This is a genomic window from Nocardioides ginsengisegetis (assembly GCF_014138045.1).
In the GTDB taxonomy this organism is placed as follows: domain Bacteria; phylum Actinomycetota; class Actinomycetes; order Propionibacteriales; family Nocardioidaceae; genus Nocardioides; species Nocardioides ginsengisegetis.
Genome location: NZ_JACGXA010000001.1, coordinates 628,929 through 654,200, shown reverse-complemented (window position 1 = coordinate 654,200; position 25,272 = coordinate 628,929). Strand labels below are relative to the sequence as shown.

Annotated in this window: 23 protein-coding genes; 9 read left to right on the top strand and 14 right to left on the bottom strand. The window is 71.8% G+C overall.

Annotation, left to right across the window (positions count from 1 at the left end):
• Positions 1–95: 95 nt before the first annotated feature.
• Positions 96–4,355 (top strand): nSTAND1 domain-containing NTPase, encoded by a 4,260-nt coding sequence (locus tag FB382_RS03095; RefSeq protein WP_182536716.1) that lies wholly within the window; start codon positions 96–98, stop codon positions 4,353–4,355.
• An 18-nt stretch (positions 4,356–4,373) separates the two neighbouring features.
• Here FB382_RS03095 and FB382_RS03090 read toward each other — a convergent pair whose 3' ends face one another.
• Entirely contained in the window at positions 4,374–5,546 is a 1,173-nt protein-coding gene (locus tag FB382_RS03090; protein ID WP_182536714.1) for an acyl-CoA dehydrogenase family protein, read from the bottom strand.
• Between the two features lie 109 nt (positions 5,547–5,655).
• Entirely contained in the window at positions 5,656–6,561 is a 906-nt protein-coding gene (locus tag FB382_RS03085; RefSeq protein ID WP_182536712.1) for an Ig-like domain repeat protein, read from the bottom strand.
• A 187-nt stretch (positions 6,562–6,748) separates the two neighbouring features.
• Here FB382_RS03085 and FB382_RS03080 point away from each other — a divergent pair, with 187 nt between their 5' ends.
• Positions 6,749–7,162, top strand: coding sequence for a CoA-binding protein (locus FB382_RS03080; protein ID WP_182536710.1), 414 nt, complete (start codon positions 6,749–6,751; stop codon positions 7,160–7,162).
• Positions 7,159–7,614: an alternative ribosome rescue aminoacyl-tRNA hydrolase ArfB gene (arfB, locus tag FB382_RS03075; RefSeq protein WP_182536708.1), complete on the top strand. Its 456-nt coding sequence runs from the start codon at positions 7,159–7,161 to the stop codon at positions 7,612–7,614. The genes FB382_RS03080 and arfB overlap by 4 nt, the downstream gene beginning before the upstream one ends.
• An 81-nt stretch (positions 7,615–7,695) precedes the next feature.
• On the opposite strand, the gene purE is transcribed toward arfB, so the two are convergent.
• From purE to FB382_RS03045, 6 genes are all read right to left on the bottom strand, one after another.
• Complete coding sequence (gene purE / locus FB382_RS03070) at positions 7,696–8,217, bottom strand: 5-(carboxyamino)imidazole ribonucleotide mutase (RefSeq protein ID WP_182536706.1); 522 nt, start codon at positions 8,215–8,217, stop codon at positions 7,696–7,698.
• 2 nt (positions 8,218–8,219) lie between these two features.
• On the bottom strand, positions 8,220–9,380 hold the full coding sequence (locus FB382_RS03065) for a 5-(carboxyamino)imidazole ribonucleotide synthase (RefSeq protein ID WP_182536704.1): 1,161 nt from the start codon (positions 9,378–9,380) through the stop codon (positions 8,220–8,222).
• A 9-nt stretch (positions 9,381–9,389) separates the two neighbouring features.
• Positions 9,390–9,716: a winged helix-turn-helix domain-containing protein gene (locus tag FB382_RS03060; RefSeq protein ID WP_125039193.1), complete on the bottom strand. Its 327-nt coding sequence runs from the start codon at positions 9,714–9,716 to the stop codon at positions 9,390–9,392.
• Positions 9,717–9,800: 84 nt separating this feature from the next.
• Entirely contained in the window at positions 9,801–10,787 is a 987-nt protein-coding gene (locus FB382_RS03055; RefSeq protein WP_182536702.1) for an adenylate/guanylate cyclase domain-containing protein, read from the bottom strand.
• A complete protein-coding gene (locus FB382_RS03050; protein WP_182536700.1) occupies positions 10,774–11,277 on the bottom strand; it encodes a PH domain-containing protein in 504 nt (167 codons plus the stop codon). The genes FB382_RS03055 and FB382_RS03050 overlap by 14 nt, the downstream gene beginning before the upstream one ends.
• A gap of 12 nt (positions 11,278–11,289) precedes the next feature.
• Positions 11,290–12,087: a biotin--[acetyl-CoA-carboxylase] ligase gene (locus tag FB382_RS03045; RefSeq protein WP_182536698.1), complete on the bottom strand. Its 798-nt coding sequence runs from the start codon at positions 12,085–12,087 to the stop codon at positions 11,290–11,292.
• A 43-nt stretch (positions 12,088–12,130) separates the two neighbouring features.
• Between FB382_RS03045 and FB382_RS03040 the strand changes: the two genes are divergently transcribed.
• The 4 genes from FB382_RS03040 (at position 12,131) to FB382_RS03025 (ending at position 16,371) form a co-directional block, all read left to right on the top strand.
• Positions 12,131–13,762 carry a carboxyl transferase domain-containing protein gene (locus tag FB382_RS03040; RefSeq protein ID WP_182536696.1) on the top strand — a complete coding sequence of 544 codons (1,632 nt, stop codon included), beginning with the start codon at positions 12,131–12,133 and terminating at the stop codon, positions 13,760–13,762.
• Positions 13,759–13,992, top strand: a complete 234-nt coding sequence (locus FB382_RS03035; RefSeq protein ID WP_220481242.1) for an acyl-CoA carboxylase subunit epsilon — start codon at positions 13,759–13,761, stop codon at positions 13,990–13,992. The genes FB382_RS03040 and FB382_RS03035 overlap by 4 nt, the downstream gene beginning before the upstream one ends.
• Before the next feature lie 151 nt (positions 13,993–14,143).
• Complete coding sequence (locus FB382_RS03030; protein WP_343055465.1) at positions 14,144–15,631, top strand: glycosyltransferase family 2 protein; 1,488 nt, start codon at positions 14,144–14,146, stop codon at positions 15,629–15,631.
• A gap of 26 nt (positions 15,632–15,657) precedes the next feature.
• The gene (locus FB382_RS03025; RefSeq protein WP_182536694.1) at positions 15,658–16,371 is read left to right on the top strand and encodes a hypothetical protein; all 714 of its coding nucleotides are present in this window, start codon (positions 15,658–15,660) and stop codon (positions 16,369–16,371) included.
• Positions 16,372–16,395: 24 nt separating this feature from the next.
• On the opposite strand, the gene FB382_RS03020 is transcribed toward FB382_RS03025, so the two are convergent.
• The 3 genes from FB382_RS03020 to FB382_RS03010 form a co-directional block, all read right to left on the bottom strand.
• Complete coding sequence (locus FB382_RS03020; RefSeq protein ID WP_182536692.1) at positions 16,396–17,490, bottom strand: IS110 family RNA-guided transposase; 1,095 nt, start codon at positions 17,488–17,490, stop codon at positions 16,396–16,398.
• Between the two features lie 264 nt (positions 17,491–17,754).
• Positions 17,755–18,891 (bottom strand): response regulator, encoded by a 1,137-nt coding sequence (locus FB382_RS03015; protein ID WP_182536690.1) that lies wholly within the window; start codon positions 18,889–18,891, stop codon positions 17,755–17,757.
• 85 nt (positions 18,892–18,976) lie between these two features.
• Positions 18,977–20,008 carry a glycoside hydrolase family 6 protein gene (locus FB382_RS03010; RefSeq protein WP_182536688.1) on the bottom strand — a complete coding sequence of 344 codons (1,032 nt, stop codon included), beginning with the start codon at positions 20,006–20,008 and terminating at the stop codon, positions 18,977–18,979.
• Between the two features lie 80 nt (positions 20,009–20,088).
• Between FB382_RS03010 and FB382_RS03005 the strand changes: the two genes are divergently transcribed.
• Complete coding sequence (locus FB382_RS03005) at positions 20,089–21,771, top strand: DUF885 domain-containing protein (RefSeq protein ID WP_343055464.1); 1,683 nt, start codon at positions 20,089–20,091, stop codon at positions 21,769–21,771.
• Between the two features lie 10 nt (positions 21,772–21,781).
• Positions 21,782–22,381: a Maf family nucleotide pyrophosphatase gene (locus tag FB382_RS03000; protein ID WP_182536686.1), complete on the top strand. Its 600-nt coding sequence runs from the start codon at positions 21,782–21,784 to the stop codon at positions 22,379–22,381.
• Here the strand turns inward: FB382_RS03000 and FB382_RS02995 are convergent.
• The 3 genes from FB382_RS02995 to FB382_RS02985 are packed head-to-tail and all read right to left on the bottom strand — an operon-like array spanning position 22,326 to position 25,199.
• A complete protein-coding gene (locus FB382_RS02995; protein ID WP_182536684.1) occupies positions 22,326–22,904 on the bottom strand; it encodes a GtrA family protein in 579 nt (192 codons plus the stop codon). The two genes, FB382_RS03000 and FB382_RS02995, sit on opposite strands and share 56 nt — an antisense overlap.
• Positions 22,905–22,949: 45 nt before the next feature.
• The gene (locus FB382_RS02990; protein WP_182536682.1) at positions 22,950–24,122 is read right to left on the bottom strand and encodes an acyl-CoA dehydrogenase family protein; all 1,173 of its coding nucleotides are present in this window, start codon (positions 24,120–24,122) and stop codon (positions 22,950–22,952) included.
• A 42-nt stretch (positions 24,123–24,164) separates the two neighbouring features.
• A complete protein-coding gene (locus FB382_RS02985; protein ID WP_182536680.1) occupies positions 24,165–25,199 on the bottom strand; it encodes a metallophosphoesterase family protein in 1,035 nt (344 codons plus the stop codon).
• Between the last annotated feature and the right edge of the window lie 73 nt (positions 25,200–25,272).

The following is a 25,272-nucleotide window of genomic DNA, read 5'->3' as shown; positions in this document are numbered from 1 at the left end:
GGTGTGCCAGCGCCCGGTTCCGGACCGGGTGCCGTGCGGTATCGGCCCGGTATCGGGCGGGTTGACGACCCCCGGGAACCTGCGACTCTGGACGGGTGGGCATCACGGTCCTCGGTCCCCTGACCGTCGACGGCCAGCCGCGGTTGAGCCCCCGCGACCGGGTGGTCCTCGCCGCCCTGGCCACGGGTGGTGACCGGCCGGTGACCGCCGACCAGCTCAAGGACGCGCTCTGGGGCGACACGGTGCCGCCGTCGGGGACGAAGATCCTCCAGGGCTGCATCGTGCGGCTGCGCAAGGCTCTCGGGCCGGACGCCATCCAGACCTCGCCCGGTGGCTACCTGCTGCGGCTGTCCGCGGACGACGTGGACGCCCGCCGGTTCGAGGTGCTCGTCGAGCGGGGGCGGGAGCTGCTGACCCTCGGTGAGGCCGACCGCGCGGCGTACGTCCTGGGCGAGGCGCTGGCGCTGTGGCGCGGCGACCCGTTCACCGACGTCGAGGGGTGGGACCCGGCGACCGCCGAGGCCGCGCGGCTGGGCGAGCTGCTGCTCGAGGCCGAGGAGCTGCGGGTGGACGCGCTGCTGCGGGCCGGTCGGCACCGTGAGGTGCTCGCGGAGTGCCAGTCGCTGGTGCGGGCCGCTCCGCTGCGCGAGCGCCGGTGGGCGCTGCTCGCCTACGGGCAGTACCTCGCCGGGCGTCAGGGCGAGGCCCTCCGGACGATCCACCAGGTCAAGGTGCTGCTGGCCGAGCAGCTCGGCATCGACCCGAGCCCCGACCTGGCCGCGCTCGAGCAGGCGATCCTGCGGCAGGACGCGTCGCTGCTCGTCGACGACGCCCGCCCGGCCGGCGACGAGGCCTGCCCCTACCAGGGCCTGATGGCGTACGACGTCGGCGACGCCGACTCGTTCTTCGGGCGCGACGACGACGTGGCTGCGTGCCTGGACGTGCTGCGGCGTACCTCCAGCGTGGCGCTGGTCGGGCCGTCCGGCTGCGGCAAGTCGTCGCTGCTGCGGGCGGGGATCGGGGCGGCGCTGCGCCGGCAGGGCCAGACCGTGGTCGTGCTCACCCCCGGGGAGCATCCGATGCAGGCCCTCACGGCGTTGACCGCGGCCGGCGGACGGCGACCGGTGCTGCTCGTCGACCAGTGCGAGGAGGTCTTCACCCTGTGCGCCGACCCGGCCGAGCGGCACGAGTTCCTCGCCGCGCTGGTGCACGAGGCGACCACCGGCACCGTTGCCATCGCCCTGCGCGCCGACCGGCTGGCCGACGTCGCCTCGCACCCGTCCTTCGGCCGGCTCGTCGAGCGCGGCCTGCACCTCGTGGGCGGTCTGGACGACGACGGGCTCCGGGCGGCGATCGAGGGCCCGGCGCGCCAGGCGGGGTTGCTCCTCGAGCCCGGGCTGGTGGACCTGCTGGTCCGTGAGGTGCGCGACGACCCGGGAGCGCTGCCGCTGCTGGCGCACGCGCTGCTGGAGACGTGGAAGCGCCGCGAGGGCCACACGCTCACGGTCGCGGGCTACCAGTCGACCGGCGGCATCCACGGTGCGGTGGCGCAGTCGGCCGAGCGCCTCTATGCCCAGGTCGGCGCGGGTCGCCGTCACCTGCTGCGCGACCTGGTGCTGCGCCTGGTGGCCGCGGGCAGCGAGGGCGAGCCGGTGCGCAGCCGGGTGCCGCGCCGGCAGGTCGCCACCGACGACGAGCACGAGCGTCTCATCGAGATGCTCGTGGCGGCCCGCCTGGTCACCAGCGACGACGGCATCCTCGAGATCACCCACGAGGCGCTCGCCCGCGCCTGGCCGCGGCTGCGCGCCTGGCTCGACGACGACGTCGACGGCCAGCGGATCCTGCACCACCTCACTGCCGCCGCCGACGCCTGGGACTCCCTCGGGCGGCCCGACAGCGAGCTCTACCGCGGGGTGCGGCTGGCCCGCGCCGTCGAGTGGCAGGCCCGCAGCCGCAGCACCCTGACCGCCACCGAGGAGGAGTTCCTCGACGCCGGCCGGCGGGTGGCCGAGCTCGAGGAGCAGTCCGCGGCCGAGCGGGCCCGGGAGCAGGCCCGGCTGATCCACCGCCTGCGCGGGGTGCTCACGGGCGCCGTCGTGGTGACGGTGCTGGCCGTGGTGGCCGGCATGCTCGCGGTCCAGCAGAAGCGGAGCGCCGACGAGAGCTCCGTGGCCGCCACCGACGCCGAGACGACCGCGGTCGCGCGCCGGGCCGGTGCGGCTGCCCTGGTGAGCGACGACATCGACGAGTCGCTCCTGCTCGCGCTGAGCGGCGTGGCACTGCACGACTCCCCCGACACCCGCAGCAGCCTGCTGGCCGCGATGGGGCGCAACCCCCGGCTGATCGCCTCGACCCCGCTGCGCGAGGGTGATCAGATCCTGGAGGTCGCGACGAGCCCGGACGGCCGGTCGGTCGCGACCCTCGACGAGGCCCGCCTCGTGCGCCTGTACGACGCGGGAACCGGCGCGTTCGTCGCCGAGCACCAGGCCGGTGTGCCGCGGGTCGAGTGGAGCCGCAAGTGGGGACGGCGCCTGCTCGCCTTCAGCCCCGACAGCACGTTGCTGGCGGTCGGCGCGACCGCCAACGTGGGGCCACCGGCCCAGCTCCTCGACGCCCGCACGCTGGCGCCCGAGGACCGGCTCCGCGGGCTGCCCGACCGGGGCTGGGAGGTCCGCGACCTCGGGTTCAGCGCCGACGGCAGCCGGCTGGCGGTCGCCCTGCAGCGCAGCCGCGTCGAGGGCACCGGCCTCGAGCCCGTGGCGACGCGCGCGATGGTGTGGGACCTCACGGGCAGCCGGCCCCCGATCACCGTCCGCGTCCCGGCCGTCGACGGCCCGTCGGTCGCGCTCAGCGACGACGGCGGGACGCTGTGGACCAGCGATCCCCTGACCCGGCACGACCTCCGCACCGGGGCGGCCACCGTCGTGGACCACGGAGGATCGCCGCTGACCAGCCTGACCGTCACCCGCGACCCCGACGTACTGGCGGGCATCCGGGACTGGGGCGCCGAGCTCGTCGACACCCGGACGGGCCGGACCCTGTCGACGCTGCCCTCGAGCGGCAACCTGGTCGACCTGCGGATCTCGCCGGACCGTCGCTCGCTGCTCGGGATCTGCTGGGGCGACCGGATCGTGACCGAGTGGGACATCGCCCACGAGCGGCCGTCGGTGCAGGCCGAGTTCACCCTCGACCGGGGCAACGGCGGGTCGGTGGACTACGCGGCCGACGGCTCCTACCTCTTCGCCGCCGCCGCCGGCGGCGAGCTGCTGCGGCAGTGGGACCTCGCGGGCCACCGGCAGTACCTCCCTGTCGTGGACCTGCCGACCCCGGCGCCCAGCGGGTGGGGCGTCCTGGCCCCCGGAGGGCGCTGGTCGACGGTCCTCACCGGGGATGCCTGGAGCTTCCGCGACTACACGACCGGCGCAACCTCGGAGATCCCGATGCAGCCGGGCTACCGGCACACCGTCGGCGCCTGGCACCCGGACGGCGAGCACTACGCCACCGCGACCGGCAAGGACCTGATCGTCTGGGACATCGCCAGCGGGCACCGGGCCCGGAGCACGCGGGTCAGCAGCGGGAAGGTCACCGAGATCGCCTACTCCCCCGACGGCTCCCGGCTTGCCGTGGCCGAGCTGTCGGGTCGGGTCAGCCTGCTGGACGGCGAGACCCTGGCGCCGGTGGGGCGGCCGATCGAGGTCGGCGAGAGCGTGTCCTGGGTGGCGATGCGCCCCGACGACCGGACGGCGGTCGTCCTCATCGGCGGACCGGGGCCGAACGTCTTCTGGACCCGGCAGAACACCCGGTGGGCGCTGCTGGACCTCGAGTCCGGCTCCGTGCTCCGCGAGGGACCGCTGGGCCTGCGCTACAGCTTCTGGCTGGCGGTCTCCCCCGACGGGCGATACGCCGCCGTCACCGGTGGCACCGGCTCGGAGGAGGCGGGACCGACCGGCGCCGCGGGGCAGGTCCTGGTCCTCGACCTCGAGTCCGGTCGTCCGGTGCGTCCGCCCGGGCCCGGCCACGGCGGCATCCCCGGCCAGGCGAGCTTCTCGCCGGACAGCACCCGCCTGCTCACGTCGAGCTTCGACGGCTCCGTGACGCTGTGGGACGTGCGGACCGTGTCGGCGCTGGCCAGCGTCGCCGTGGAGGGCCGCCCCTACCTGGCCGCGGCGTTCCTGCCCGACGGTGGCTCGGCCCGCATCCTCGACCCGTCCACCGGCAGCGCGTGGACCTGGGACCTCGACCCGCAGCACGCCGTCGACGCCGCCTGCCGGATGGCCGGCCGGCAGCTGTCGGCCGAGGAGTGGCGGGCCAGCTTCGGCGACCGGCCGTACGTGTCGGCGTGTCCGGCGACCTGAGGGCGGCCGGACCGAGCGTCAGAGCTCGGACTGGATCCCGGCGAGGAGCTGGCGGGCCATCACGATCCGCTGGACCTGGTTGGTGCCCTCGTAGATCTGGGTGATCTTCGCGTCGCGCATCATCCGCTCGACGGGGTACTCGCGGGTGTAGCCGTAGCCACCGAGCACCTGCACCGCGTTGGTGGTGACCTCCATCGCCACGTCCGAGGCGAAGCACTTCGCGGCCGCGCCGAAGAACGTCAGGTCCTTGTCGCCCCGCTCGGAGCGGCCGGCGGCGGCGTAGGTCATCTGCCGGGCGGCCTCGACCTTCATGCCCATGTCGGCCAGCAGGAACTGCAGGCCCTGGAACTCCGCGATCGACTTGCCGAACTGCTTCCGCTCCTTGGCGTAGCCGAGCGCGTAGTCCAGCGCGCCCTGCGCGACACCGACCGCCTGGGCGGCGATGGTCACGCGGGTGTGGTCCAGGGTCTTCATCGCGGTCTCGAAGCCGGTGCCCTCGGCGCCGATCATCCGGTCGGCCGGGATCCGCACGTTGTCGAGGTAGACCTCGCGGGTCGGGGAGCCCTTGATGCCGAGCTTCTTCTCCGGGGCCCCGAAGGAGACGCCCTCGTCGGACTTCTCCACCACGAAGGCGGAGATGCCCTTGGAGCGCTTGTCGGGGTCGGTGACGGCCATGACGGTGTAGTACTCCGAGACGCCGGCGTTGGTGATCCAGCGCTTCACGCCGTTGAGGACCCAGTGGTCCCCGTCGCGGACGGCCTTGGTCTTCATCGACACCGCGTCCGAGCCGGCGTCGGGCTCGGACAGGCAGTAGGAGAAGCCGCCCTCACCCGCGGCGAGCTTGCCGAGGTAGTGCTTCTTGAGCTCCTCCGAGCCGGAGATCTGCACCGGCAGCGAGCCCAGCTTGTTGACCGCCGGGATCAGGCTGCTGCTCACGCACGCGCGGGCGACCTCCTCGATCACGATCACGGTCGCGAGCGCATCGGCCCCGGCGCCGCCGTACTCCTCGGGCACGTGGGGGGCGTGGAAGTCCGCGGCCAGCAGCGCGTCGTGCGCCTCCTGGGGGTAGCGGGCGTTCTCGTCGACGTCGGCGGCGTACGGCGCCACCTTCGCGTCGCAGACCGCGCGCACCGCCTCGCGGATCGCCTGGTGCTCCTCGGAGAGTGCGTAGAGGGGGAAGTCAGCGCTCATGGGCCGAATCCTACTTCCGGGTAACGGGACGCCGAACGCCCGCCCGGTGCGCGAGGCACCGGACGGGCGTCCAGGGTTGAACGGTGTGATTCAGGCCATCAGGCCGAGGTCACTTGACGGACTTGACCGTCAGCTTCTGCGTGGGCGCCGCGGTGGAGTAGGAGTCGCCCTTGTAGAGGACCTTCAGCGCGTGCTTGCCCGGGGAGAGCTTGCCCATGTTGACCACGGCCTTGCCGAGGCTGTTGAGCGCAGCCTTGCCGAGGGTCTTGGTGCCCTCCTTGACGATGACCATGCCGGTGGGCACGTGGTTGGCGGCGCCAACCTTGGTGACCAGCTTGGCGGCCTTGCTCGCCTTGTAGGGCGTGACGGCCGGCTTGATGCTGGTGAACGCGGCGTTGTTCTTGGTCACCGTGAGGTGCTTGATCGTGGCCGGGGCCGCGGTCGTGCAGTCGACCGGGATGTTCGGGAAGTCGGTGCTGGTGGTCGAGGCGATGAACTGGAACGCGCTCGGCATGGTGATGTCGTACTCACCCGCGGCCGGGACGGCGAAGGCACCGTTGCTGCCGGCGAGGTTGAAGATGGCGCTGCCGTCCGGCTGCACGGCCGGGGGACCCGTCAGGGCCAGGCCCGACACCGGCACGGAGCTCGAGCCGAGCGGGATGGCCAGGGCCGGGGCGCTGACACCGGTCAGGGTGCCGATGCCGGCCAGGGTCTGGACCACGATCGCGGGCGCGGTCATCGTCATGTCGATGGCGTGACCGGTGGAGCTCAGCGCGTCCAGCGCACCGGCCGGGAACGCCAGCCCGGCGGGAAGCGAGCTGACGAGGTCGAGCGGGGTGCTCGAGATCGTGACCGGGAACGTCTGGGCGCCGAGCAGCGGCACCGTGCACGTGTAGTCGTTGGACGCCGACGCCGCGCTGGCGGACGTGGCCGTCGCCCCGACCATGGCGCCCGCGGCGAGAGCAGTGGCGACACCGACGGTCGCCAGGCGCTTTGAAATAGCAGAAATCTTCATCTGGATGCTCCCTCCCGAGCACTCAAGGTGTCGCTACCTCCCAGTAGCAATCACGTCACGCTAACCGGCGAGTCCGGCCCCATGTGTGGATTCGGCGCAACTCGACCAAGCATGCGGGACGGTTCCCAAGGGTGTGGCAAGAATTCGGCAAGTCTTCCGCAAGATGGCCGGCCCCTAGGCTGGGGGCATGGCTGAGTGGCAGGACGCGGAGCACGTCCGCTTCATGCTCGACGACTGCGAGACGTGGGCGGTCGTCGGGCTGTCGGGCAACCCCGACCGCACGGCGTACGAGATCGCGGCGCTGCTGCAGCGGCGCGGCAAGCGCATCGTGCCCATCCATCCGTCCGCGCCCGTCGTGCTCGGCGAGCAGGGCTATGCGACGCTCGCCGACGTGCCGTTCCCGATCGACGTGGTGGACGTGTTCCGGCGCAGCGAGTCGGCCGGCGAGTTCGCTGACCAGGCCGTGGCCGTGGGCGCGCGGGGCGTGTGGTTCCAGCTCGGCGTGATCGACGAGGACGCCTTCCTGCGCACGGCCGAGGCCGGCGTCCCGATGGTCATGGACGCCTGTCCGGCCATCGAGTGGCGCCGACGGCGGACGTGAGCCGCCCCGGCGACGACCTCGCCGTCACGCCGGGACCGGGCCTGCCGCAGGGCCTGACGATCCCGGCCGCCGAGCTGGTCGAGCGGTTCTCGAAGTCCGCCGGGCCGGGCGGGCAGTCGGTCAACACCACCGACAGCCGGGTCGAGCTCGTGTACGACGTCCTGGGCTCCTCGGCCCTGTCCGACCACCAGCGGTCGCGGGCCCTGCGTCGCCTCGGCGGGCAGCTGGTCGACGGCCGGGTCGTGGTGGTCGCCTCCGAGCACCGCTCGCAGCACCGCAACCGGGTCGCGGCGCGCGAGCGGCTCGCCGACCTGCTCCGGACCGCGCTCGCTCCCCCGCCACCGCCCCGACGCCCCACGAAGCCCACGCGGGGCTCGCAGCGACGGCGGCTCGAGGCGAAGAAGCAGCGGGGGCAGACCAAGTCGCTGCGCGGCCGGGTCCGCGGCGAGTAGATCGGGATAGTCCCCACCGCAGTTGTCGTGAAATGGCCCGAACGACAGCAACTGCGGTGGGGACTATCCCGACGCGACTCGCTAGAAGCCGAGCTTGCGCGGGGCGGAGTCGCTGCGGACGACCGCGCCCTTCTCCTGGGCGATGGTACGGAGCTCGGCCTGGAAGTCGACCATCCGCTGCTGCAGGGTCGGGTCGGTCGCGGCGAGGATCCGGACGGCGAGCAGGCCGGCGTTGCGGGCGTTGCCGACGGCGACGGTCGCGACGGGCACGCCGGCGGGCATCTGCACGATGGAGAGCAGCGAGTCCATGCCGTCGAGGTGCTTGAGCGGGACCGGCACACCGATCACCGGCAGCGGGGTGACGGCCGCGAGCATGCCGGGCAGGTGGGCCGCTCCCCCGGCGCCCGCGATGATCACGGAGATCCCGCGGCCGGCGGCGTCGCGGCCGTAGGCCAGCATCTCGTCGGGCATCCGGTGCGCGGAGACCACGTCGGCCTCGAACGCGATGTCGAACTCGGCCAGCGCCTCACCGGCGGCCTTCATCACCGGCCAGTCGGAGTCGGAGCCCATCACGATGCCCACCCGGGGCTGCAGGTCAGACATGGTCACTCGCTCTCGTTGCCGAGGTCGCCGGCGAACCAGGCGGCGGCGTGCCGCGCCCGCTCCAGGCAGTCCTCGAGATCGTCGCCGTAGGCGTTGACGTGGCCGACCTTGCGGCCGGGGCGCAGCTCCTTGCCGTAGAGGTGCACGCGCAGGTGGGGGTCGCGCGCCATGGCGTGCGGGAAGCCGTCGTACAGGCGGCCGACCGAGGAGTCCGGCCCGCCGAGGATGTTGACCATCACCGTCCACCGGGCCCGCGGCGCCGGCGAGCCGAGCGGGAGGTCCATGACCGCACGGAGGTGGTTCTCGAACTGCGAGGTGACCGCGCCGTCCTGCGTCCAGTGGCCGGTGTTGTGCGGGCGCATGGCGAGCTCGTTGACGAGCACGCGTCCGTCGTTGGTCTCGAACATCTCGACCGCGAGGATGCCGGTGACGCCGAGGGCGCCGGCGACGCGCAGGGCGATCTCCTGCGCCTGCCCGGCCAGCTCGGGCGACAGGTCGGGCGCGGGGGCGACGACCTCGCGGCAGATGCCGTCGGTCTGGGTGGAGGCGACGACGGGGTACGCCGCGGCCTGGCCGCTCGGCGAGCGGGCCACGAGCGCGGAAAGCTCGCGCCGGAAGTCGACGAGCTCCTCGGCGAGGATCCGCACGCCCGACGCGGCGGCGGTCGCGAAGGCGTCGGCGCAGTCGTCCGCCGAGCGGGCGAACCAGACGCCCTTGCCGTCGTAGCCGCCCCGGGTCGTCTTGAGCACGCACGGGAAGCCGAAGGCCTCCACCTCGGCGACGGTGGTGACGATCGCGTTGCGCGGGCAGGGCACGCCGAGGTCGGCGAGCCGCTCGCGCATCGCGCCCTTGTCCTGGGCGTGCACCAGCGCCTCGGGCCCGGGGCGCACGGCGAGGCCGGAGTCCTCGAGCGCGTGCAGGTGGTCGGTCGGGACGTGCTCGTGGTCGAAGGTGACGACGGCACAGCCGTCGGTCACCTTCCGCAGCGTCTCGAGGTCGGTGTAGTCGCCGACGAGGTGGTCGGGGATGACCTGGGCGGCGGAGACGCCCTCGGCCTCGGCCAGCAGCCGGAGCGGCAGGCCCAGGGCGATCGCGGGCTGCGCCATCATCCGGGCGAGCTGGCCGCCACCGATGACGGCAAGGGTCGGAGCGAGCTCGGGCACGGGGAAAGGCTAGTGGCCGTCCGCGCGGCGGCCGCCGTCACCCTTCTCGAAGCGCAGCCCCTTGCCGCGGATCGTGGTGATCAGGTGCGGCCGGCGGCTGTCGTCGCCGAGCTTGCGGCGGACCCAGCCGAGGTGCACGTCGATGGTCTTGGACGAGGTCCAGAACGTCGTGTGCCAGACGTCGCGCATCAGCTCGTCGCGGGTCACGATGTCGCCGGCGCGCGAGATCAGCGCGAGCACCAGGTCGAACTCCTTGCGGGACAGGACGATCTCGTCGTCCCCACGCCACGCACGGCGGCTGTCGGGGTCGACCTTGATGTCCTGGACCTGAAACACAAGGACAAGGTAGGAACGCATCGGCAGGCGCGGAGGCTAATTGAGTAAAATCCCCAACCTTTTCCGTACCAGTTCGAGCGCCCGTCAGTGGCGGCGTACGGCGACCGGCTCCACGATCCCGAAGCCCCGGACCGGTCGCGCGGGCAGCAGTCGGGTCTCGAACTGGTCCTCCGGGAGGGCCTCCGCAGTGGCCGCGTCGATGATCACGCGGTTGCGCCGGGCCACCGCGGTGAGCCGGGCGGCGAGGTTGACCGGCGGGCCGAAGACGTCGCCCAGCCGCATCACCACAGAGCCACTGGCCAGACCGACCCGGACGTCGGGCATCCGGGAGTCGCGGCCGACGACGTTGATGATCCCCTCGGCGGTGTCGTAGGCCCGGATCGGGTCGTCGTTCACGAAGAGCACCGAGTCGCCGATGCTCTTGATGATCCGGCCACGCTGGATGGCGACCACGTCGGCGCAGCGGGACTCGAAGAGCTCGACGAGGTCGCCGATCCGCTCCTCGGTGATCTGGTTGGACAGCGCCGTGAAGCTCACGATGTCGGCGAAGCCGACGGTGATGTGCGTGGTGTGGAGGTCCTCCTCGTTGGCACCGAGTGCCTCCATCCGGGCGACGGCGGCCGCCAGGTGTCGCCGCCACGCGTAGAGGAGCAGCTGCTCGAAGGGCTCGCTGAACTCCTCGATGAACCGGAGTGCCGACCCGACCCGGCTCCCGGTCGCCTGGTCGCCGCTCTCGAGCTCCTCGACCCGCTGGACCAGCGAGGCGGTCTCCCAGTCGGCGAGCCGGGCCATCGTCTGGCCGACCGCCCGGGTCAGGTTGACGGCCATGTCGAAGTCGATCAGCCCGGAGGTCACGACACCCTGGAGGGTCCGGACGGCCTCGACGTCGGACTCGGTGAAGGCGGTCTCGGCGCCGTGCTCGGGGAAGCCGAGCGCGCGCCAGAGCCGTTGCGTCTCCGGGATGGTCACCCCGGTCTCGCGGGAGACCTCCTGGGCGTTGAAGACCGGCTGCTCGCCGAGGATGGCGCGTTCGAGCTGGTCCCGGGACGGCGTCGGCTCAGGTGCCGTCATGGTGTCCCGTCGGGTCGTTGAGGTCGTGCAGGAGCTGGTTGAGGCGGCGCTGGGTCTCCTCGACGTGCGGGATGTCGGGCAGCGAGACGCGTCCGTTGGTGCTCGCGTCGCTGATGACCAGCGTGCCGCAGCCGAGCATCCGGTCGACCAGCCCGAGCTCGTAGGCCACGTCGCTGATCCGCGACAGCGGGATGTCGTGGCCCTTGCGCACGATCACGCCGGTGCGGGTGATCAGGCGTCGGTTGGTGATGGTGTAGGACGCGCTGAGCCAGCGGACCACCGGAGGCAGCACCAGCCAGACGACCAGCACCGCGCCGATGCCCCAGGCGACGTACCCGGCGACGTCGTTGTCGATCTTCACGTTGGCGAACACCACCACCGCGAGGATCAGGACGAGCCACAGGAGCGGCGCGAGCAGTGCCTTGGGGTGGGTGCGGGTGCTGATGACGACGGACTCGCCGTCGTTGAGCAGTTTCTGCGAGATGGCCACGCCGGAATCATGTCACTGATCGAGCGCCCGCACATGGATCACGTCACCCGCGCCGACGGTGGTCTCGCCGTCCGCTCCGGCCACCACGAGACGTCCCGCGTCGTCGACGCCCGTGGCCCGCCCGGTCAGCGTCCGTCCGCCCGGCAGGTCGACCCGGACGTCCCGGCCGACGGTCACGCAGGCGGCCTCGTACGCCGGCCGCAGCACCGTCGAGCCCGCCGCCTGCCACGCGTCGTACTGCTGGCGCAGCTGGCCCAGCAGCCCGACGAGCAGCTCGGTCCGGTCGAAGGTGCCGCCGGTGGCCAGGGCCAGGGAGGTGGCGGTGTCGACGGGGAGCTCGTCGGCGGTGGTGCTGACGTTGAGGCCGATTCCGACGACGGCGGCCGCGCCGGTCGGGGTCTCGACCCGCTCGAGCAGGATGCCGGCGACCTTGAGGTCGTCCACGAGCACGTCGTTGGGCCACTTCAGCCCGGCCTCGACACCGGCAGCCGTCACGGCGGCCGAGACGGCCAGGCCGGTCAGCAGCGGCAGCCAGGGCCACTCGGCGACCACGACGGTGGGGCGCAGCAGCACCGAGAACGTCAGGGCTGCGCGCGCCGGGGTCTCCCAGGTGCGGTCGAGGCGGCCGCGGCCGGCGGTCTGGTGCTCGGCCACGACGACCAGCCCCTCCGCGGCGCCCTCACGGGCGCGGTCGGCCAGGATCGCGTTGGTCGAGGCGGCCTCGGGGACCACCTCCACGTCGAAGTCGGGGGCGCCGTCGGCGAGGCGTCGGCTGTCGAGGGGTGGGCGTGCGGCGAGGTCATCGGTCACGGGCACTACATTGGCCCACGAGTCGACGAGGAGGCCACATCACGTGAGTGCAGCACCGGGCGAGGGCACCGAAGTTCCCGCGGACATCGATCTCCACACCACCGCGGGCAAGCTCGCGGATCTCGAGCGACGCCTCGACGAGGCCGTCCACGCGGGATCGGCGAAGGCGGTCGAGAAGCAGCACGCCAAGGGCCGCCAGACGGCCCGCGAGCGGATCGAGCAGCTCTTCGACGAGGGCTCGTTCGTCGAGCTCGACGAGCTGGCGCGGCACCGCTCCACGGCGTTCGGCCTGGAGAAGACCCGCCCCTACGGCGACGGCGTGGTGACCGGCTACGGCACCATCGACGGCCGTCAGGTGTGCGTGTTCTCCCAGGACTTCACCGTCTTCGGCGGCTCGCTGGGCGAGGTCTACGGCGAGAAGATCACCAAGGTCATGGACCTGGCGATGAAGACCGGCTGCCCGATCATCGGCATCAACGAGGGCGCCGGCGCCCGCATCCAGGAGGGCGTGGTCTCGCTCGGCCTGTACGGCGAGATCTTCCGCCGCAACGTGCACGCCTCGGGCGTCATCCCGCAGATCTCGATGATCATGGGCTCGTGTGCCGGCGGGCACGTCTACTCCCCCGCGGTCACCGACTTCACGATCATGGTCGACGGCACCTCCAACATGTTCATCACCGGCCCCGACGTCATCAAGACCGTCACCGGCGAGGACGTCTCGATGGAGGACCTCGGCGGCGCGCGCACGCACAACACCAAGTCCGGCAACGCCCACTACATGGGCGCCGACGAGGCCGACGCGATCGAGTACGTCAAGGCGCTGCTGTCCTACCTGCCGCAGAACAACCTCGACGAGCCCCCGACCTACGACGCCAATGATGGGCAGAGTGCCGACACCGACTTCTCCGACCTCGACCGCGAGCTCGACGTCCTGATCCCGGACTCCCCCAACCAGCCCTACGACATGCACACGGTCATCGAGACCGTGCTGGACGACCAGGAGTTCCTCGAGGTCCAGCCGCTGTTCGCGCCCAACATCCTGATCGGCTTCGGCCGGGTCGAGGGCCGCTCGGTCGGCATCGTGGCCAACCAGCCGATGCAGTTCGCCGGCACCCTGGACATCGACGCCTCGGAGAAGGCCGCCCGCTTCGTGCGGACCTGCGACGCCTTCAACATCCCGGTCCTGACCTTCGTCGACGTGCCCGGCTTCCTGCCCGGCACCGACCAGGAGTGGAACGGCATCATCCGCCGCGGCGCCAAGCTGATCTACGCCTACGCCGAGGCCACCGTCCCGCTGGTCACGATCATCACCCGCAAGGCCTACGGCGGCGCCTACGACGTGATGGGCTCCAAGCACCTCGGCGCCGACATCAACGTCGCCTGGCCAACCGCCCAGATCGCGGTCATGGGTGCCCAGGGCGCGGCCAACATCGTGCACCGCAAGACCCTGGCCAAGATCGAGAAGGAGGGCGGGGACGTCGAGGCCAAGCGGGCCGAGCTGATCGACGAGTACGACACCACCCTGGCCAACCCCTACATCGCGGCCGAGCGCGGCTACATCGACGCCGTCATCTCCCCCCACGAGACCCGGGTCGAGATCGTCCGGTCGCTGCGGCTGCTGCGCTCCAAGAGGGAGACGCTGCCGCCCAAGAAGCACGGGAACATCCCCCTGTGAGCGGGGACGAGCCGGTGGTCGAGCCTGTCGAGACCCCGCTGCTGCGGGTCGTCAACGCCGACGCCACCCCCGAGGAGATCGCCGCGATCGTCGCGGTCTTCGCCTCGCTGGGCGGCCCGGAGGCGCCGCGGGAGCGGCGTACGCCCGAGTGGCAGGCCCACCACCGCAAGGTGCGGCCGTCCTTCGCGCACGGCCCCGGGGGTTGGCGCTCCAGCGGCATGCCGCGCTGACGCTCGGGAAACCCGGCCCCGCGGTCGCCGCTTGCGGATAATGACCGTGAAACTTGCGTCTTTGTTGAGGTGACCCTTGAGGTCGCCCCAGCAGACTCGTGTCCACGAACTCCGACCGTGGACGGCCGGGCGTCGATGAGGAGATCAGAGCGTGGACGCGAACGAGACGCGGTACGACCAGGGGCCGCAGCTCGCCCCGCCCGGGATGGGCGAGGACGCCTACCTGCGCACGCCCGACCCGCACCTGGCCGCCTACGCCGACCAGTTCCTCGACGAGCTGGCCAGCTCCCCGACGTACCGCCCCACCGTCGGCTGCATCATCCCGGCCTACAACGAGGCCGAAACCATCGCGGGCGTGCTCGACTCGCTGCTCCAGCAGACCCGGCTCCCCGACGTCATCCACCTGATCGTCAACAACACCTCCGACGACTCCGTGGAGATCGCCAGCCACTACGCCGGCCCGCACACGCGGAAGACCGAGCTCGGCGAGCAGAGCACGATCATCTACGTCCACGACATCGGCAAGAACCCCGACAAGAAGGTCGGCGCCCTCAACTACGGCTACAGCCTGGTCGAGCACATGGACTACGTCCTGGGCGTCGACGGCGACACCACCCCCGAGCCGGACGCCGTCGAGCACCTCGTCAACGAGATCGCCAGCGACGACCGGATCGGCGGCATCTCCGCGATCTACTCCATCGACGACTCGGCCATCGACGGGCCGGTCGCGAAGTTCCTCATCGCCGGCCAGCGCGCGCAGTTCTCGGCGTTCAACATGCAGAACATGCTCAAGGGCCGCAACATGGCGGTCCTCGGCGGCCAGTTCTCCATCTTCGCCACCCAGGCGCTCCGCGACGTGCTGCGCGACAGCCACCAGCGCACCCCCTGGGTCAACGACAGCGAGGTCGAGGATTCCCTGCTCTCGCTGCAGATCAAGAGCGCCGGCTACCTCACCAAGATCTCCGCCCGGGCCCGCGCCCACGTCGGCGGCATGACCACCCTCCGCTCGCTCGACGCCCAGCAGGTCAAGTGGAACTTCGGCGCCATCGACCTGATGTGGCCCGGCCAGCGCGGCGACACCAAGGGCCAGCCGTTCCACCCCAACCTCCGCCTGCGCTGGTTCGAGCACATGTCGATGGTCATCAACATGACCACCCGCCTGATGTTCTTCCTGCTGCTCTTCGGCGCCCTGTCGATCCACGCCTTCGTGTTCCGGGCGTGGTGGCTGGTCCCGCCGGCCGCGGCGGTGTGGCTGAACTTCCGGGTCGCGCACTCGATGGAGTTCCGCAACAGGCGCGACTATCTCTTCGCCCTGCTGGTGTTCCCGGCCGAGCTCTACATGCTGATCCGGATGGGCCACTTCGTCCGCGCCTGGCTGAAGTTCTTCAGCCGGCAGCAGACCGACAACTGGGCCGCCCAGGCCAAGGCCGAGCGCGGCAAGGGCACCGCGTGGCTCTACCCGTTCGCCGCCCTCGCCGTCTTCTTCGCCGGCGCGGCCGTGGGCTGGCGGTTCGTCCCGATCCAGACCCGCTCCGACATCCTGGCCGTCGGCTGGCCGATCCTCGGCGTCATCACCATCCTTCAGACCTGCTGGATGATCATGAAGGCCATGAAGCGCTACCGCGGCTTCAAGGCATGACCCCCCGACTCTCCCAGGAGCCCTCCATGCCCCGCGCGCGCCTCGGCATCGCCGCCGCCAGTGTCCTGCTCCTGAGCCTCGGTGCGTCCGGCTGCTCGGTCGTCAACGACCTGACCGGGCCCGAGCCCGTGGCCGCCAGCTCGGCGGTCCCGTCGGCCACGCCCACGCCGTACGACTCGCAGTTCACGCGCGACGGCACCTTCCAGTCGCACATCCGGATCGACGGGATGGACTTCGTCTACACGCTCTACCCGACCAAGTCGACGCCCCGCACCAACGAGTGGTACCCGCGGGGCAACAAGTTCTTCTCGTTCACCTTCCAGGCCTACGACCTCAACCGGAAGCTGCGCGACCGGTTCGCCACGAAGCGCAAGGTCTACCTCGAGCACATCGCCGTCACGTCGAAGACCATCACCACCGGCGGCGGCAGGACCCAGCACCCCTACCGGCTCGACGCGGTCGCCAAGGACATCACCTTCGACCCCGAGCCGGTCACCACGCGCTACGGCATGATCATCACCTCACCCAAGGGCGCCTTCGAGCTCCGCAACCAGCGGATCAGGGCGACGTCGCTGGACACCCGCGGGCTGGACCTGATGTTCACCGCCGTGGTCTGGGTCCAGGACGCCCCCGGCTCCGCGCACTTCTCGCGCCGGGAGATCAAGCAGACCGTGCCGATCGCGATCTTCGAGTCGAAGAAGCGGACCTCGGTCGCGTCGATCCCGGTCGACGCCAACTGATCGAGTCGATGCTCCTATGACGCGTCAAGCCGCGATGTCGGGGGTGTTGAGGGCTCGTAGGTCTTGTCGCAGCAGGGTGAAGAGTTCGCGGGCGAGGTAGCGCTTGAGCTTGCGGCGCAGGTGGGGGTCCGACTTGGCATCGGTGGTGCGGGCGGCGATGTAGGCCCTGGTCGGTGGGTGGTGGCAGAGCCGGTTGAGGGTGGCCATGTGCAGGGCACTGTTGGCTTGTCGGTTCCCGCCGCGGTTGAGGCGGTGACGTTGGGTCTTCCCCGAGGAGGCCGGGATTGGACTGGTGCCGCAGAGGGCGGCGAAGCCGGCCTCGCTGTGGAACCGTTCGGGTTGCTCGCCGATGGCGATCAGCAGTTGTGCCACGGTCTGGGCCCCGACACCGGCCGCGGCACTGGTGGCCGGGGCGATGGCCCTGGTCAGGGCCGCGATGTCGGCGTCGAGTTCGGTGATCTCCGCGGTGAGCGCCAGGACTCGGCGGGCCAGTCCATGCAGGGCCTTCTTGGCGGCCTGGACGGGGTCGGTGAGTCTGTTGGTGTCGCGGGTGACGCGGAACCGCACGCAGTGGGTGGCCAGGGTGTGTTTGGTCAGGCCGGTCAGTTGTTCGCGGAGTTCTTGGGGCGCGGTGACCCTGAGCTGGTGCATCTGGTTGAGCGTGGCGGTGCGCTGCTTGACCGCGGAGTCGCGTTGCAGCTTCAGCATCCGCAGCGACTCCACGGCCCCGGTGTTGATCTTGGCGGCTCGGGCGTGACCGGCCAACGCGGTCCGGGCGGCTGCCTCGGCGTCGTAGGCGTCGGTCTTCCCGCGGCGTCGGCGGCTGGCCCGGTCGGGCCGGTTGATCTCGAGAACCTCGACATCGTGGCGGTGCAGGTGACGGGCCAGGCCGGCGCCGTAGGAGCCGGTTCCCTCGACCCCGACCTGGGCCAGTGGTCCCCAGGCGCGGAGCCAGGCCAGTAGTTCGGCATAGCCCTGGACCGTGGTCGCGAAGACCGCGGTGCCCAGCAGCGCGCCGAGTGCGTTGACCGCGGCCGCGACGTGGAAGTCCAGGTGGGTGTCCACGCCGCCGTAGATCCCGACCTGGGCGGACTCGATCTGTGTGTGGTTGTGAGTCATGCTGGTGCCGTCCTTTCAACAGGGACAGCGCGCCGAGCCGGGTCACGGACAAACCAGTGATGAGACCTCAGCCAGGCTCCTATCAAGTCACGAGCCCGGCCGGCGCGCCCTGAATGCGCATCGAGCTGGGTCGTGGAGAACGCGCGATCGAATCGACTCAAAGTCAGTCAGCGACGACAGGGCGCAACTCGGGTCAGCACGTCCTCCACGACACCGAGACAAGTCTCACTGGCGCAACTGCCGGCCCGTACGACGTCGAGTCGGTCAGACGGGCTCGGCGAGGCGGTAGCCGACGCCGCGCACGGTCTCGATGAAGCGCGGGTTCTGGTCGTTGTCGTTCAGCTTGCGGCGCATGCTGGCGATGTGGACCTCGACGGAGCGCTTGTCGGCCTCGTTGACGAAGTAGGACGTGACGTACTGCTGGCCACGCATCGTCAGGACCAGGTCGGCCTTGCTGCGCACGCGGCGGCCGGTGCTGAGCAGTGAGGCGAGCAGGTCGAACTCGGTGCGGTTGAGGTCGATCGATCCGCCGCCCACGGTGACGACGCGGGTCTCCTGGTTGAGGGCCAGGCCGTTGAAGCGCACCCACGAGCCGTCGGGGCGCGGCACGCCCTCGCCCTGCAGGGCGGGCGGCACCGGCTGGCTGGCCTGCACGGGCGGGGTGGGCTGGGGCGCCTGCTCCGGCACGGGAGGCGCGTACGCCGGCTGGGGGGTCGACTGCGGGATCGGCTGGGGGATCGGCTGGGGGACGACGGGCTGCGCGGGCGGCTGGTGGGCCGGCGGCTGCTGGTACGCCGGCTGCGGAGCGGGCGGCTGGACGGGCTGCTGCACGGGAACGGGCACGGGAACGGGCGCGGCACGGTGCGGCGCGTTGGCCGTCAGGTCGCGGGCTGCACGGGCCGCCCACGACTCCTCCTTCACCGGCTCGGGAGCCGGCGGCGGCGGGACGGCGGCCGGCGCGGCGACGGGCGACACCGGGCTGTCGTCGGCTCCCTCGGACCAGCCGGAGGGGGTCTCCTGGCGGGCCCGGGGGCGGCGCAGCATCGAGTCGGCGCGGGCCCGGAGCTCGCGCGGGCGGAAGGGCTTGACGAGGTAGTCGTCGGCGCCGGCCTCGAAGCCCTGCACGACGTCGATCTCGTCGCCCAAGGCAGTGATCATGATCAGGTAGGTGTTGCTGAACTCGCGCAGCCGCTTGGCCGCAGCGAAGCCGTCCATGCCCGGCATGTTGACGTCCAGCGTGGTGATCAGGGGGTTGTGCGTGCGGACGGCCTCCACACCCTCGTAGCCGTCCTGGGTGACGACCGTCCGGAATCCGGACTGCGTGAGCACGATGTCGATGAGATCGCGCACGTCGGGGTCGTCCTCGATGATGACGGCGACCCAGTCCTCCCCCACTCCCATGGGGGGATGCTAACCAATGGCGGGCGGGCACCGTGCGCGGCACCGCTACTTGAGCACCGCCTGTTACCCAACTGTGGAGAAGTCCTCACCACCCGGAGAGCCGGGCCATCTCCAGGGCGCGCTGCGGCCAGAACTCGCCGGCGGGTGGTCCGCCCCCGCAGTCGCCGTCGCTCTCGCCGGGCGGCTTGACCCACAGGAACGCATCGAGGCCGGTGCCGTCGTCCACGAATCCCGGATCGGTGCCGACCGCCCGACGGGCCGGGTTGCACCAGTTCTTCGTGGAGCCGTTGCCGTTGCGGCCCGAGTCGATGACGTAGTGGGCTCCGCCGAGCAGCTTCGCGATCCGGGTCGCGTAGGCCCGCTCGTCGTCGTCGGTCTGGTAGTTGGCCACGTTGGTGGCGAAGCCGCGGACGCTCCCGACGCCCGACCGCTCCAGCAGCCGCGCGACCGCGGCGGCGGGCACCCAGTCGGAGTGGCCGGCATCGACGTACGTCGTGACGCCGGCGGTGCGCAGCCGGCCCACCGCGTCCTTCATCAGGCGGACCCGCTGGTCCTCGTCGTGGCACTCGATCGACGCGGCCAGTGCGTCCGGCTCCAGGACGACCGCGACCCGGTCGGCGGCGGCCGCGGCCGTCGCGATCTCCTGCACCCACGGGCCGTACTGCTCCTCGCTGAGCCCGCCGCTGGAGTACTGGCCGCTGCAGTCGCGGTCCGGGATGCCGTAGACGACGAGCACCGGGACGTTGCGGGCCGCGTCGGCCGCCGTCACGACCTCGGTCACGTAGGCGCCGACCCGGCCGGGTGGGTACTGCTCGGGGGTCAGCCAGATGCCCGCCGGGATGGCGGCGAGCCGCTCGAACACCGCCGCCGAGGCGGTGTCCCCGTCGGCGGTCGCCTGCGCGGCGGCCTGGGCGGCGCGGGACTGCGGGTCGACGTACTGCGGGCGCTGGCCGAAGGGGTTGACCTCCTGGGCGCCGAGGCGCCACGGCCCGAGATGGTGGCTGCGCGCGAAGAGGAACGCGCCGAACCCGGCGACCAGGGCGAGGACGAGGACTCCTGCGAGGGCGACGGCCAGACGTCGACGCGGCGTCGCGGCGTCGGTCACGCGGTCGGTCACACGGTCGTCCCCCCACTGGGCCGGCTGGATCTGGCCGCCATCATGCCCGACAGCCCGTGACAGCCCGTAGGCTCGCCCGCGTGACGAACGACCGACGCGTGGACGCGATCTCCGACCGATTCGTGGACGACTACACCGCCCTCGACCCGCTCGCAGCGACGTACTTCGGGGTGGCGGGCCAGGACGACCGGCTCACCGACCTCTCCCCCGACGGCTTCGCCGCCCGGGAGGAGCTCACCCGGCGGGCGCTGGGCGAGGCCACGGCCACCACACCCGTCGACGAACGCGAGGCCGTGGCCCGCGACGCGTTCCTCGAGCGGCTCGGGCTCGACGTCGACCGGATGGACGCCGGGCTGGTGCGCGCCGACTTCTCCGTGCTCACCAGCGGGCTGCACGAGATCCGCCAGATCTTCGACCTGATGCCGACCGAGGGCGAGGAGGCGTGGGTCAACATCGACGGACGCCTCGCCGCGATCCCCGCCACCCTGCAGGACTACCGGGTCACGCTGGCCGAGGAGGCGTCGAAGGGCAACGTCGCCGCCGCGCGCCAGTACGCCGAGGTCGCGACCCAGGTCAGCAACTGGACCGGGCAGACCGGCGAGGGCGGCGACTTCTTCGCGGGTCTCATCGCCCGCAGCGGGACCGACGGCGCCCTGCGCGCCCAGCTCGACCAGCACGCCGCGGGCGCCGCCCGGGCGTTCGCCGACTTCGGGCTCTTCCTCGAGGACGAGATGGAGCCGCGCGGGCGGGCGAAGGAGGCGGTCGGCCGCGAGCACTACGCGCTGGCCTCGCGCTACTTCCTCGGCGCGACCGTCGACCTCGAGCAGACCTACGCGTGGGGCTGGGACGAGCTCAAGCGGCTCGCCGACGACATGGACGCGACCGCCGACCGGATCCTGCCGGGCTCGAAGGTCGCGGAGGCCGTCGCCCACCTCGACGCCGACCCGGCGCGCCGGATCCACGGCCGCGAGGCCTTCCGCGACTGGATGCAGCAGCTGGCCGACCGCACCATCGAGGAGATGGCGGGCGTCCACTTCGACATCCCCGACCCGGTCCGCCGGATCGAGTGCTGCCTGGCCCCCACCAACGACGGCGGCATCTACTACACCGGCCCCTCCGAGGACTTCGAGCGTCCCGGTCGCATGTGGTGGTCGGTGCCCGACGGCATCGACGACTTCGCCCCCTGGCGCGAGGTGACCACCGTCTTCCACGAGGGCGTCCCGGGCCACCACCTCCAGGTCGCGCAGACCGCCTACCGCAGCGACGTGCTCAACCGCTGGCAGCGGCTGATGTGCTGGGTCAGCGGCCACGGCGAGGGCTGGGCGCTCTACGCCGAGCGGCTGATGGACGACCTCGGCTACCTCGCCGACCCCGCCGACCGGCTCGGCATGCTCGACGGCCAGAGCTTCCGCGCCGCGCGGGTCATCGTCGACATCGGGATGCACCTCGAGCTGGAGATCCCCCGGGACAACCCGTTCGGCTTCCACCCGGGCGAGACCTGGACGCCGGCGCTCGGCCGCGAGTTCATGGGCGAGCACTGCCAGATGGACCCGGCGTTCATCGACTTCGAGGTCAAGCGCTACCTCGGCTGGCCCGGCCAGGCTCCGTCGTACAAGGTCGGCGAGCGGATCTGGCTCGAGGCCCGCGACGCCGCCAAGGCCCGGCAGGGCTCGTCGTTCGACCTCAAGGCCTTCCACCGCGCCGCGCTCGACCTCGGCTCGCTCGGCCTGGACCCGCTCACCGCCGCGCTGGCCCGGATCTGAGGTGCCCGCGGTGACGACGTTCGTCCTGGCCTCGGCCTCCCCCGCCCGGCTCGCCACGCTGCGCAGCGCCGGCGTCGAGCCGGTCGTGATCGTGTCCGGCGTCGACGAGTCCCAGCTCGACGGGCTGCCGCCCGCCGAGCTGGCCCTCCAGCTCGCGGAGCTCAAGTGCGCCACCGTCGCCGCCCGCGAGGACCTCCCCGAGGACGCCCTCGTGCTCGGCTGCGACTCCGTCCTCGAGCTCGACGGCGACGCGCTCGGCAAGCCCGACGACGCCGACGACGCCGTACGCCGCTGGCGGGCCATGCGGGGTCGTTCCGGCGTGCTGCGCACGGGTCACTGCCTGCACGACACCGCCACCGGCAAGGTCGTCGCGGCCACGGCCTCCACGACCGTCCACTTCGCCGAGGTGACCGACGAGGAGATCCACGCCTACGTCGCCACCGGCGAGCCGCTGTGGGTCGCCGGCGCGTTCACCGTCGACGGACTCGGTGGGGCGTTCGTCCGCGAGATCGAGGGCGACCACCACAACGTGGTCGGCGTCAGCCTGCCGTTGCTCAGGGAGCTGGCGGCTGAGCTCGGCCACTCGTGGACCGATCTGTGGTCTCGCTGAGCGGGAGCCCGTCGGCCGGGGTGTCGAAGACCTCGTGCGGGTTGGTGTGCGGGTGGTGCGGCAGCGAGAGGTGCGGCAGGTGCACCGGCCGGCGGAACACGAACGTCCGGAAGAGGTAGAACCGCGCCCCGAGACCGAGCGCCAGGCCGACCACGTTGGCCGAGATGTTGTCGGAGAACGGGTCGTCGAGGCCCAGCAGGTTGCGGCTGACCCACAGGCACCCGATCGGGAGCGACATGGTGGCCACGTTGATGACCACGTAGGCCAGCCGGCCGCCGTCGGCCTGGCGGGGCGGACGGTCGCGGAAGGCCCAGTTGCGGGCGCCGCGGTAGCTGATCACCATGCCGACGGTGTTGGCCACGACGTAGGCGATGATCACGTGGTCGGCGAGCAGCGCGCGGTGGCCGGTGTTGAAGCCGTGCACCAGCAGGTTGAAGAGCACGAACGCCACCGCCGTGGCCAGCCCTCCGACTGCGAGGAACCGGCCCACCTCAGCGAGAACTCGCTGCCACCGGCTGCCCATGGGGTGAAGGCTAGCCGCTCAGGCCCACGAGATCTGTCAGGCCCGTCACTCGACGGGCAGGCCGAGCCCGCGCGCGATCAGCATCCGCTGCACCTCGGAGGTGCCCTCGCCGACCTCGAGCACCTTCGCGTCGCGGTAGAAGCGTGCGACGGGGTACTCCTCCATGAAGCCGTAGCCGCCGAAGACCTGGGTCGCGATCCGGGTCGCGGTGACCGCCGACTCGGTGGAGTAGAGCTTGGCGACCGCTGCAGCCTGCTTGAACTGCTGGTACGGCGCCCCCGCGTCCTTCATCGAGGCCGCGCGGTAGGTCAGCAGGCGGGCGGCGTGCAGCATCGTCTCGAGGTCGGCGATCTGGAACGCGACGCCCTGCTTGCGCCCGATCGGGCCGCCGAACGTCTGGCGCTCCCCGGCGTACTGGAGGGACATGTCGAGGCAGGCCTGGATGCAGCCGACCGACAGGGCCGAGATCGCGACCCGGCCGTCGTCGAGGGTGGCGAGGAACTGCGCGTAGCCGCGGCCCTGCTCGCCGAGCAGGTTGGCCGCCGGGACGTGGGCGTCCTCGAAGGAGAGCGGGTGGGTGTCCGAGGCGTGCCAGCCGAGCTTGTCGTAGGCCTTCTCGGCGGTGAAGCCCGGCGTGTCGGAGGGGACCATGATCGCGGAGATCTCGGGCCGGCCGTCCTCGCGCGTGCCGGTGCGGGCGGTGACCGTGACGAGGCTGGTGATCTCCGAGCCCGAGTTGGTGATGAACTGCTTGGAGCCGTTGACGACCCACTCGTCGCCGACGAGCTCGGCCTTGGTCTTGGTGGCGCCCGCGTCGGAGCCGGCGCCGGGCTCGGTCAGGCCGAAGCCGGCGAGCTGCTCGCCCGCGACGAGCGCCGGGAGCCACTGCTCCTTCTGCGCGTCCGTGCCGTAGGTCAGGATCGGGTTGATGCCCAGGCCGACGCCGGCCTGCAGCGTGATCCCCATCGACTGGTCGACGCGGCCGATCTCCTCGATCGCGACGCAGAGGCTGGTGAAGTCGCCGTCCTCGCCGGCACCGCCGTACTCCTCAGGGGCGGTGAGGCCGAACAGCCCGAGCTTGCCCATCTTCTGCACCACGTCCACCGGGAAGTGGTGGTCGCGGTCCCACTGCGCGGCGTGCGGGCCGATCTCGGCCTCCGCGAACTCGCGGACGCTGCGGCGGAACTCTTCGTGCTCTCGGGACAACTCGAACGTCATGGCACCCATGCTAGCCCGAATGGTTAGCGGTTGTTAACCGCCTCAGGAGGCGTAGGGGACCCGCTCCCAGCTGAGCAGCGGCGTGCCCGGCGCCCCCACCGTCACCCGCAGGTAGTCGGTGTTGTTGCTCGAGCCGTCGACGGTCACCCGGGTCAGGTTGTCGGCCGCGCCGTGGACGTTGTACGTCGTGAGCCAGGCCGAGCCGGTCGCCAGCGGCCGGTCGGTGTTGTAGGCGTGGCTGTCGCCGTCGAGCAGGTAGACCGGGCCCGAGAAGGCCGCGGCCTCGTCGACGAGCGCCTGCACCCACGGGCGGAAGGCGCTGATGTCGTTGTCGGTCGGCGTGTAGGTCGGGTCGAACATGTCCGCCTGCTGCATCACCACGACGCCGCGGTCGTGGCGGGCCCGCGCGGTCGCGAACGCCTGGCGCAGCTCGTCGATGTCGGCGGCCGTGCGGCCCTGCACCGCCTGCCGCTGCTCGGGCGTCGGCTCGGTGTTGCCGAGGCCCGACCACGGCTGCAGCCCGTTGTTGCTGCCGGTCACGTTGGCGGTCAGGAAGGTCAACCCGGCGCGGCGGTAGCGGACGTTCTCCGGGAAGCCGCGGTCGGCCTGCGAGGTCACCGGGAACGTCTCCCGGCCGAGGGTGCGGCCGGGGTGGTCGAAGAAGACCGCGCGCACCTTCGCGAGCCGCTCGAGCGGGTTGTAGGCGCCGTTGTTGGTGCGGTGGCAGTCGGTCCACTCGTTGTCGCCCGGCGTGTAGACGAGCGGGTCCTCGAACGTGTCGAAGTCGGAGCGGATCAGCGCGAAGTAGTCGTCGCTGCAGACGGTCGAGCCGTTCTTGATGTCGCCGAGGTGGACGACCGAGCGGACCGCCGGGTCGCGGTTGATCTGCTGGATCCAGCGCGGGAACGCCGCGATCTGGGCGTCGCCGTACGGGACGTCGCCGATCACCGCGAAGGAGTACGCCGCGTCGCCCGAGCCGCTGCCCGCGCGCGGGTCGGCGGGGGCGGCGCCGGCCGGGGCGGCCACCGCGGCGAGGGCCAGGAGGGGGAGCACGACGAGGGTCCGAGTCAGGCGCATGCCGCGAACCTGCCTCCCCGTGGTGAACCGCGGGAGACGCCCGGATGGCACGTGCCTGAACCCCGTGGGCCAA

Excerpts from the sequence above, each read along its gene's own strand:
- FB382_RS03090 (WP_182536714.1), bottom strand. The coding sequence starts at position 5,546 with ATGAGCGCTGACTTCCCCCTCTACGCACTCTCCGAGGAGCACCAGGCG.
- FB382_RS03085 (WP_182536712.1), bottom strand. The coding sequence starts at position 6,561 with ATGAAGATTTCTGCTATTTCAAAGCGCCTGGCGACCGTCGGTGTCGCC.
- FB382_RS03080 (WP_182536710.1), top strand. The coding sequence starts at position 6,749 with ATGGCTGAGTGGCAGGACGCGGAGCACGTCCGCTTCATGCTCGACGAC.
- purE (WP_182536706.1), bottom strand. The coding sequence starts at position 8,217 with ATGTCTGACCTGCAGCCCCGGGTGGGCATCGTGATGGGCTCCGACTCC.
- FB382_RS03055 (WP_182536702.1), bottom strand. The coding sequence starts at position 10,787 with ATGACGGCACCTGAGCCGACGCCGTCCCGGGACCAGCTCGAACGCGCC.
- FB382_RS03025 (WP_182536694.1), top strand. The coding sequence starts at position 15,658 with ATGCCCCGCGCGCGCCTCGGCATCGCCGCCGCCAGTGTCCTGCTCCTG.
- FB382_RS03020 (WP_182536692.1), bottom strand. The coding sequence starts at position 17,490 with ATGACTCACAACCACACACAGATCGAGTCCGCCCAGGTCGGGATCTAC.
- FB382_RS03015 (WP_182536690.1), bottom strand. The coding sequence starts at position 18,891 with ATGGGAGTGGGGGAGGACTGGGTCGCCGTCATCATCGAGGACGACCCC.
- FB382_RS02995 (WP_182536684.1), bottom strand. The coding sequence starts at position 22,904 with ATGGGCAGCCGGTGGCAGCGAGTTCTCGCTGAGGTGGGCCGGTTCCTC.
- FB382_RS02990 (WP_182536682.1), bottom strand. The coding sequence starts at position 24,122 with ATGACGTTCGAGTTGTCCCGAGAGCACGAAGAGTTCCGCCGCAGCGTC.
- FB382_RS02985 (WP_182536680.1), bottom strand. The coding sequence starts at position 25,199 with ATGCGCCTGACTCGGACCCTCGTCGTGCTCCCCCTCCTGGCCCTCGCC.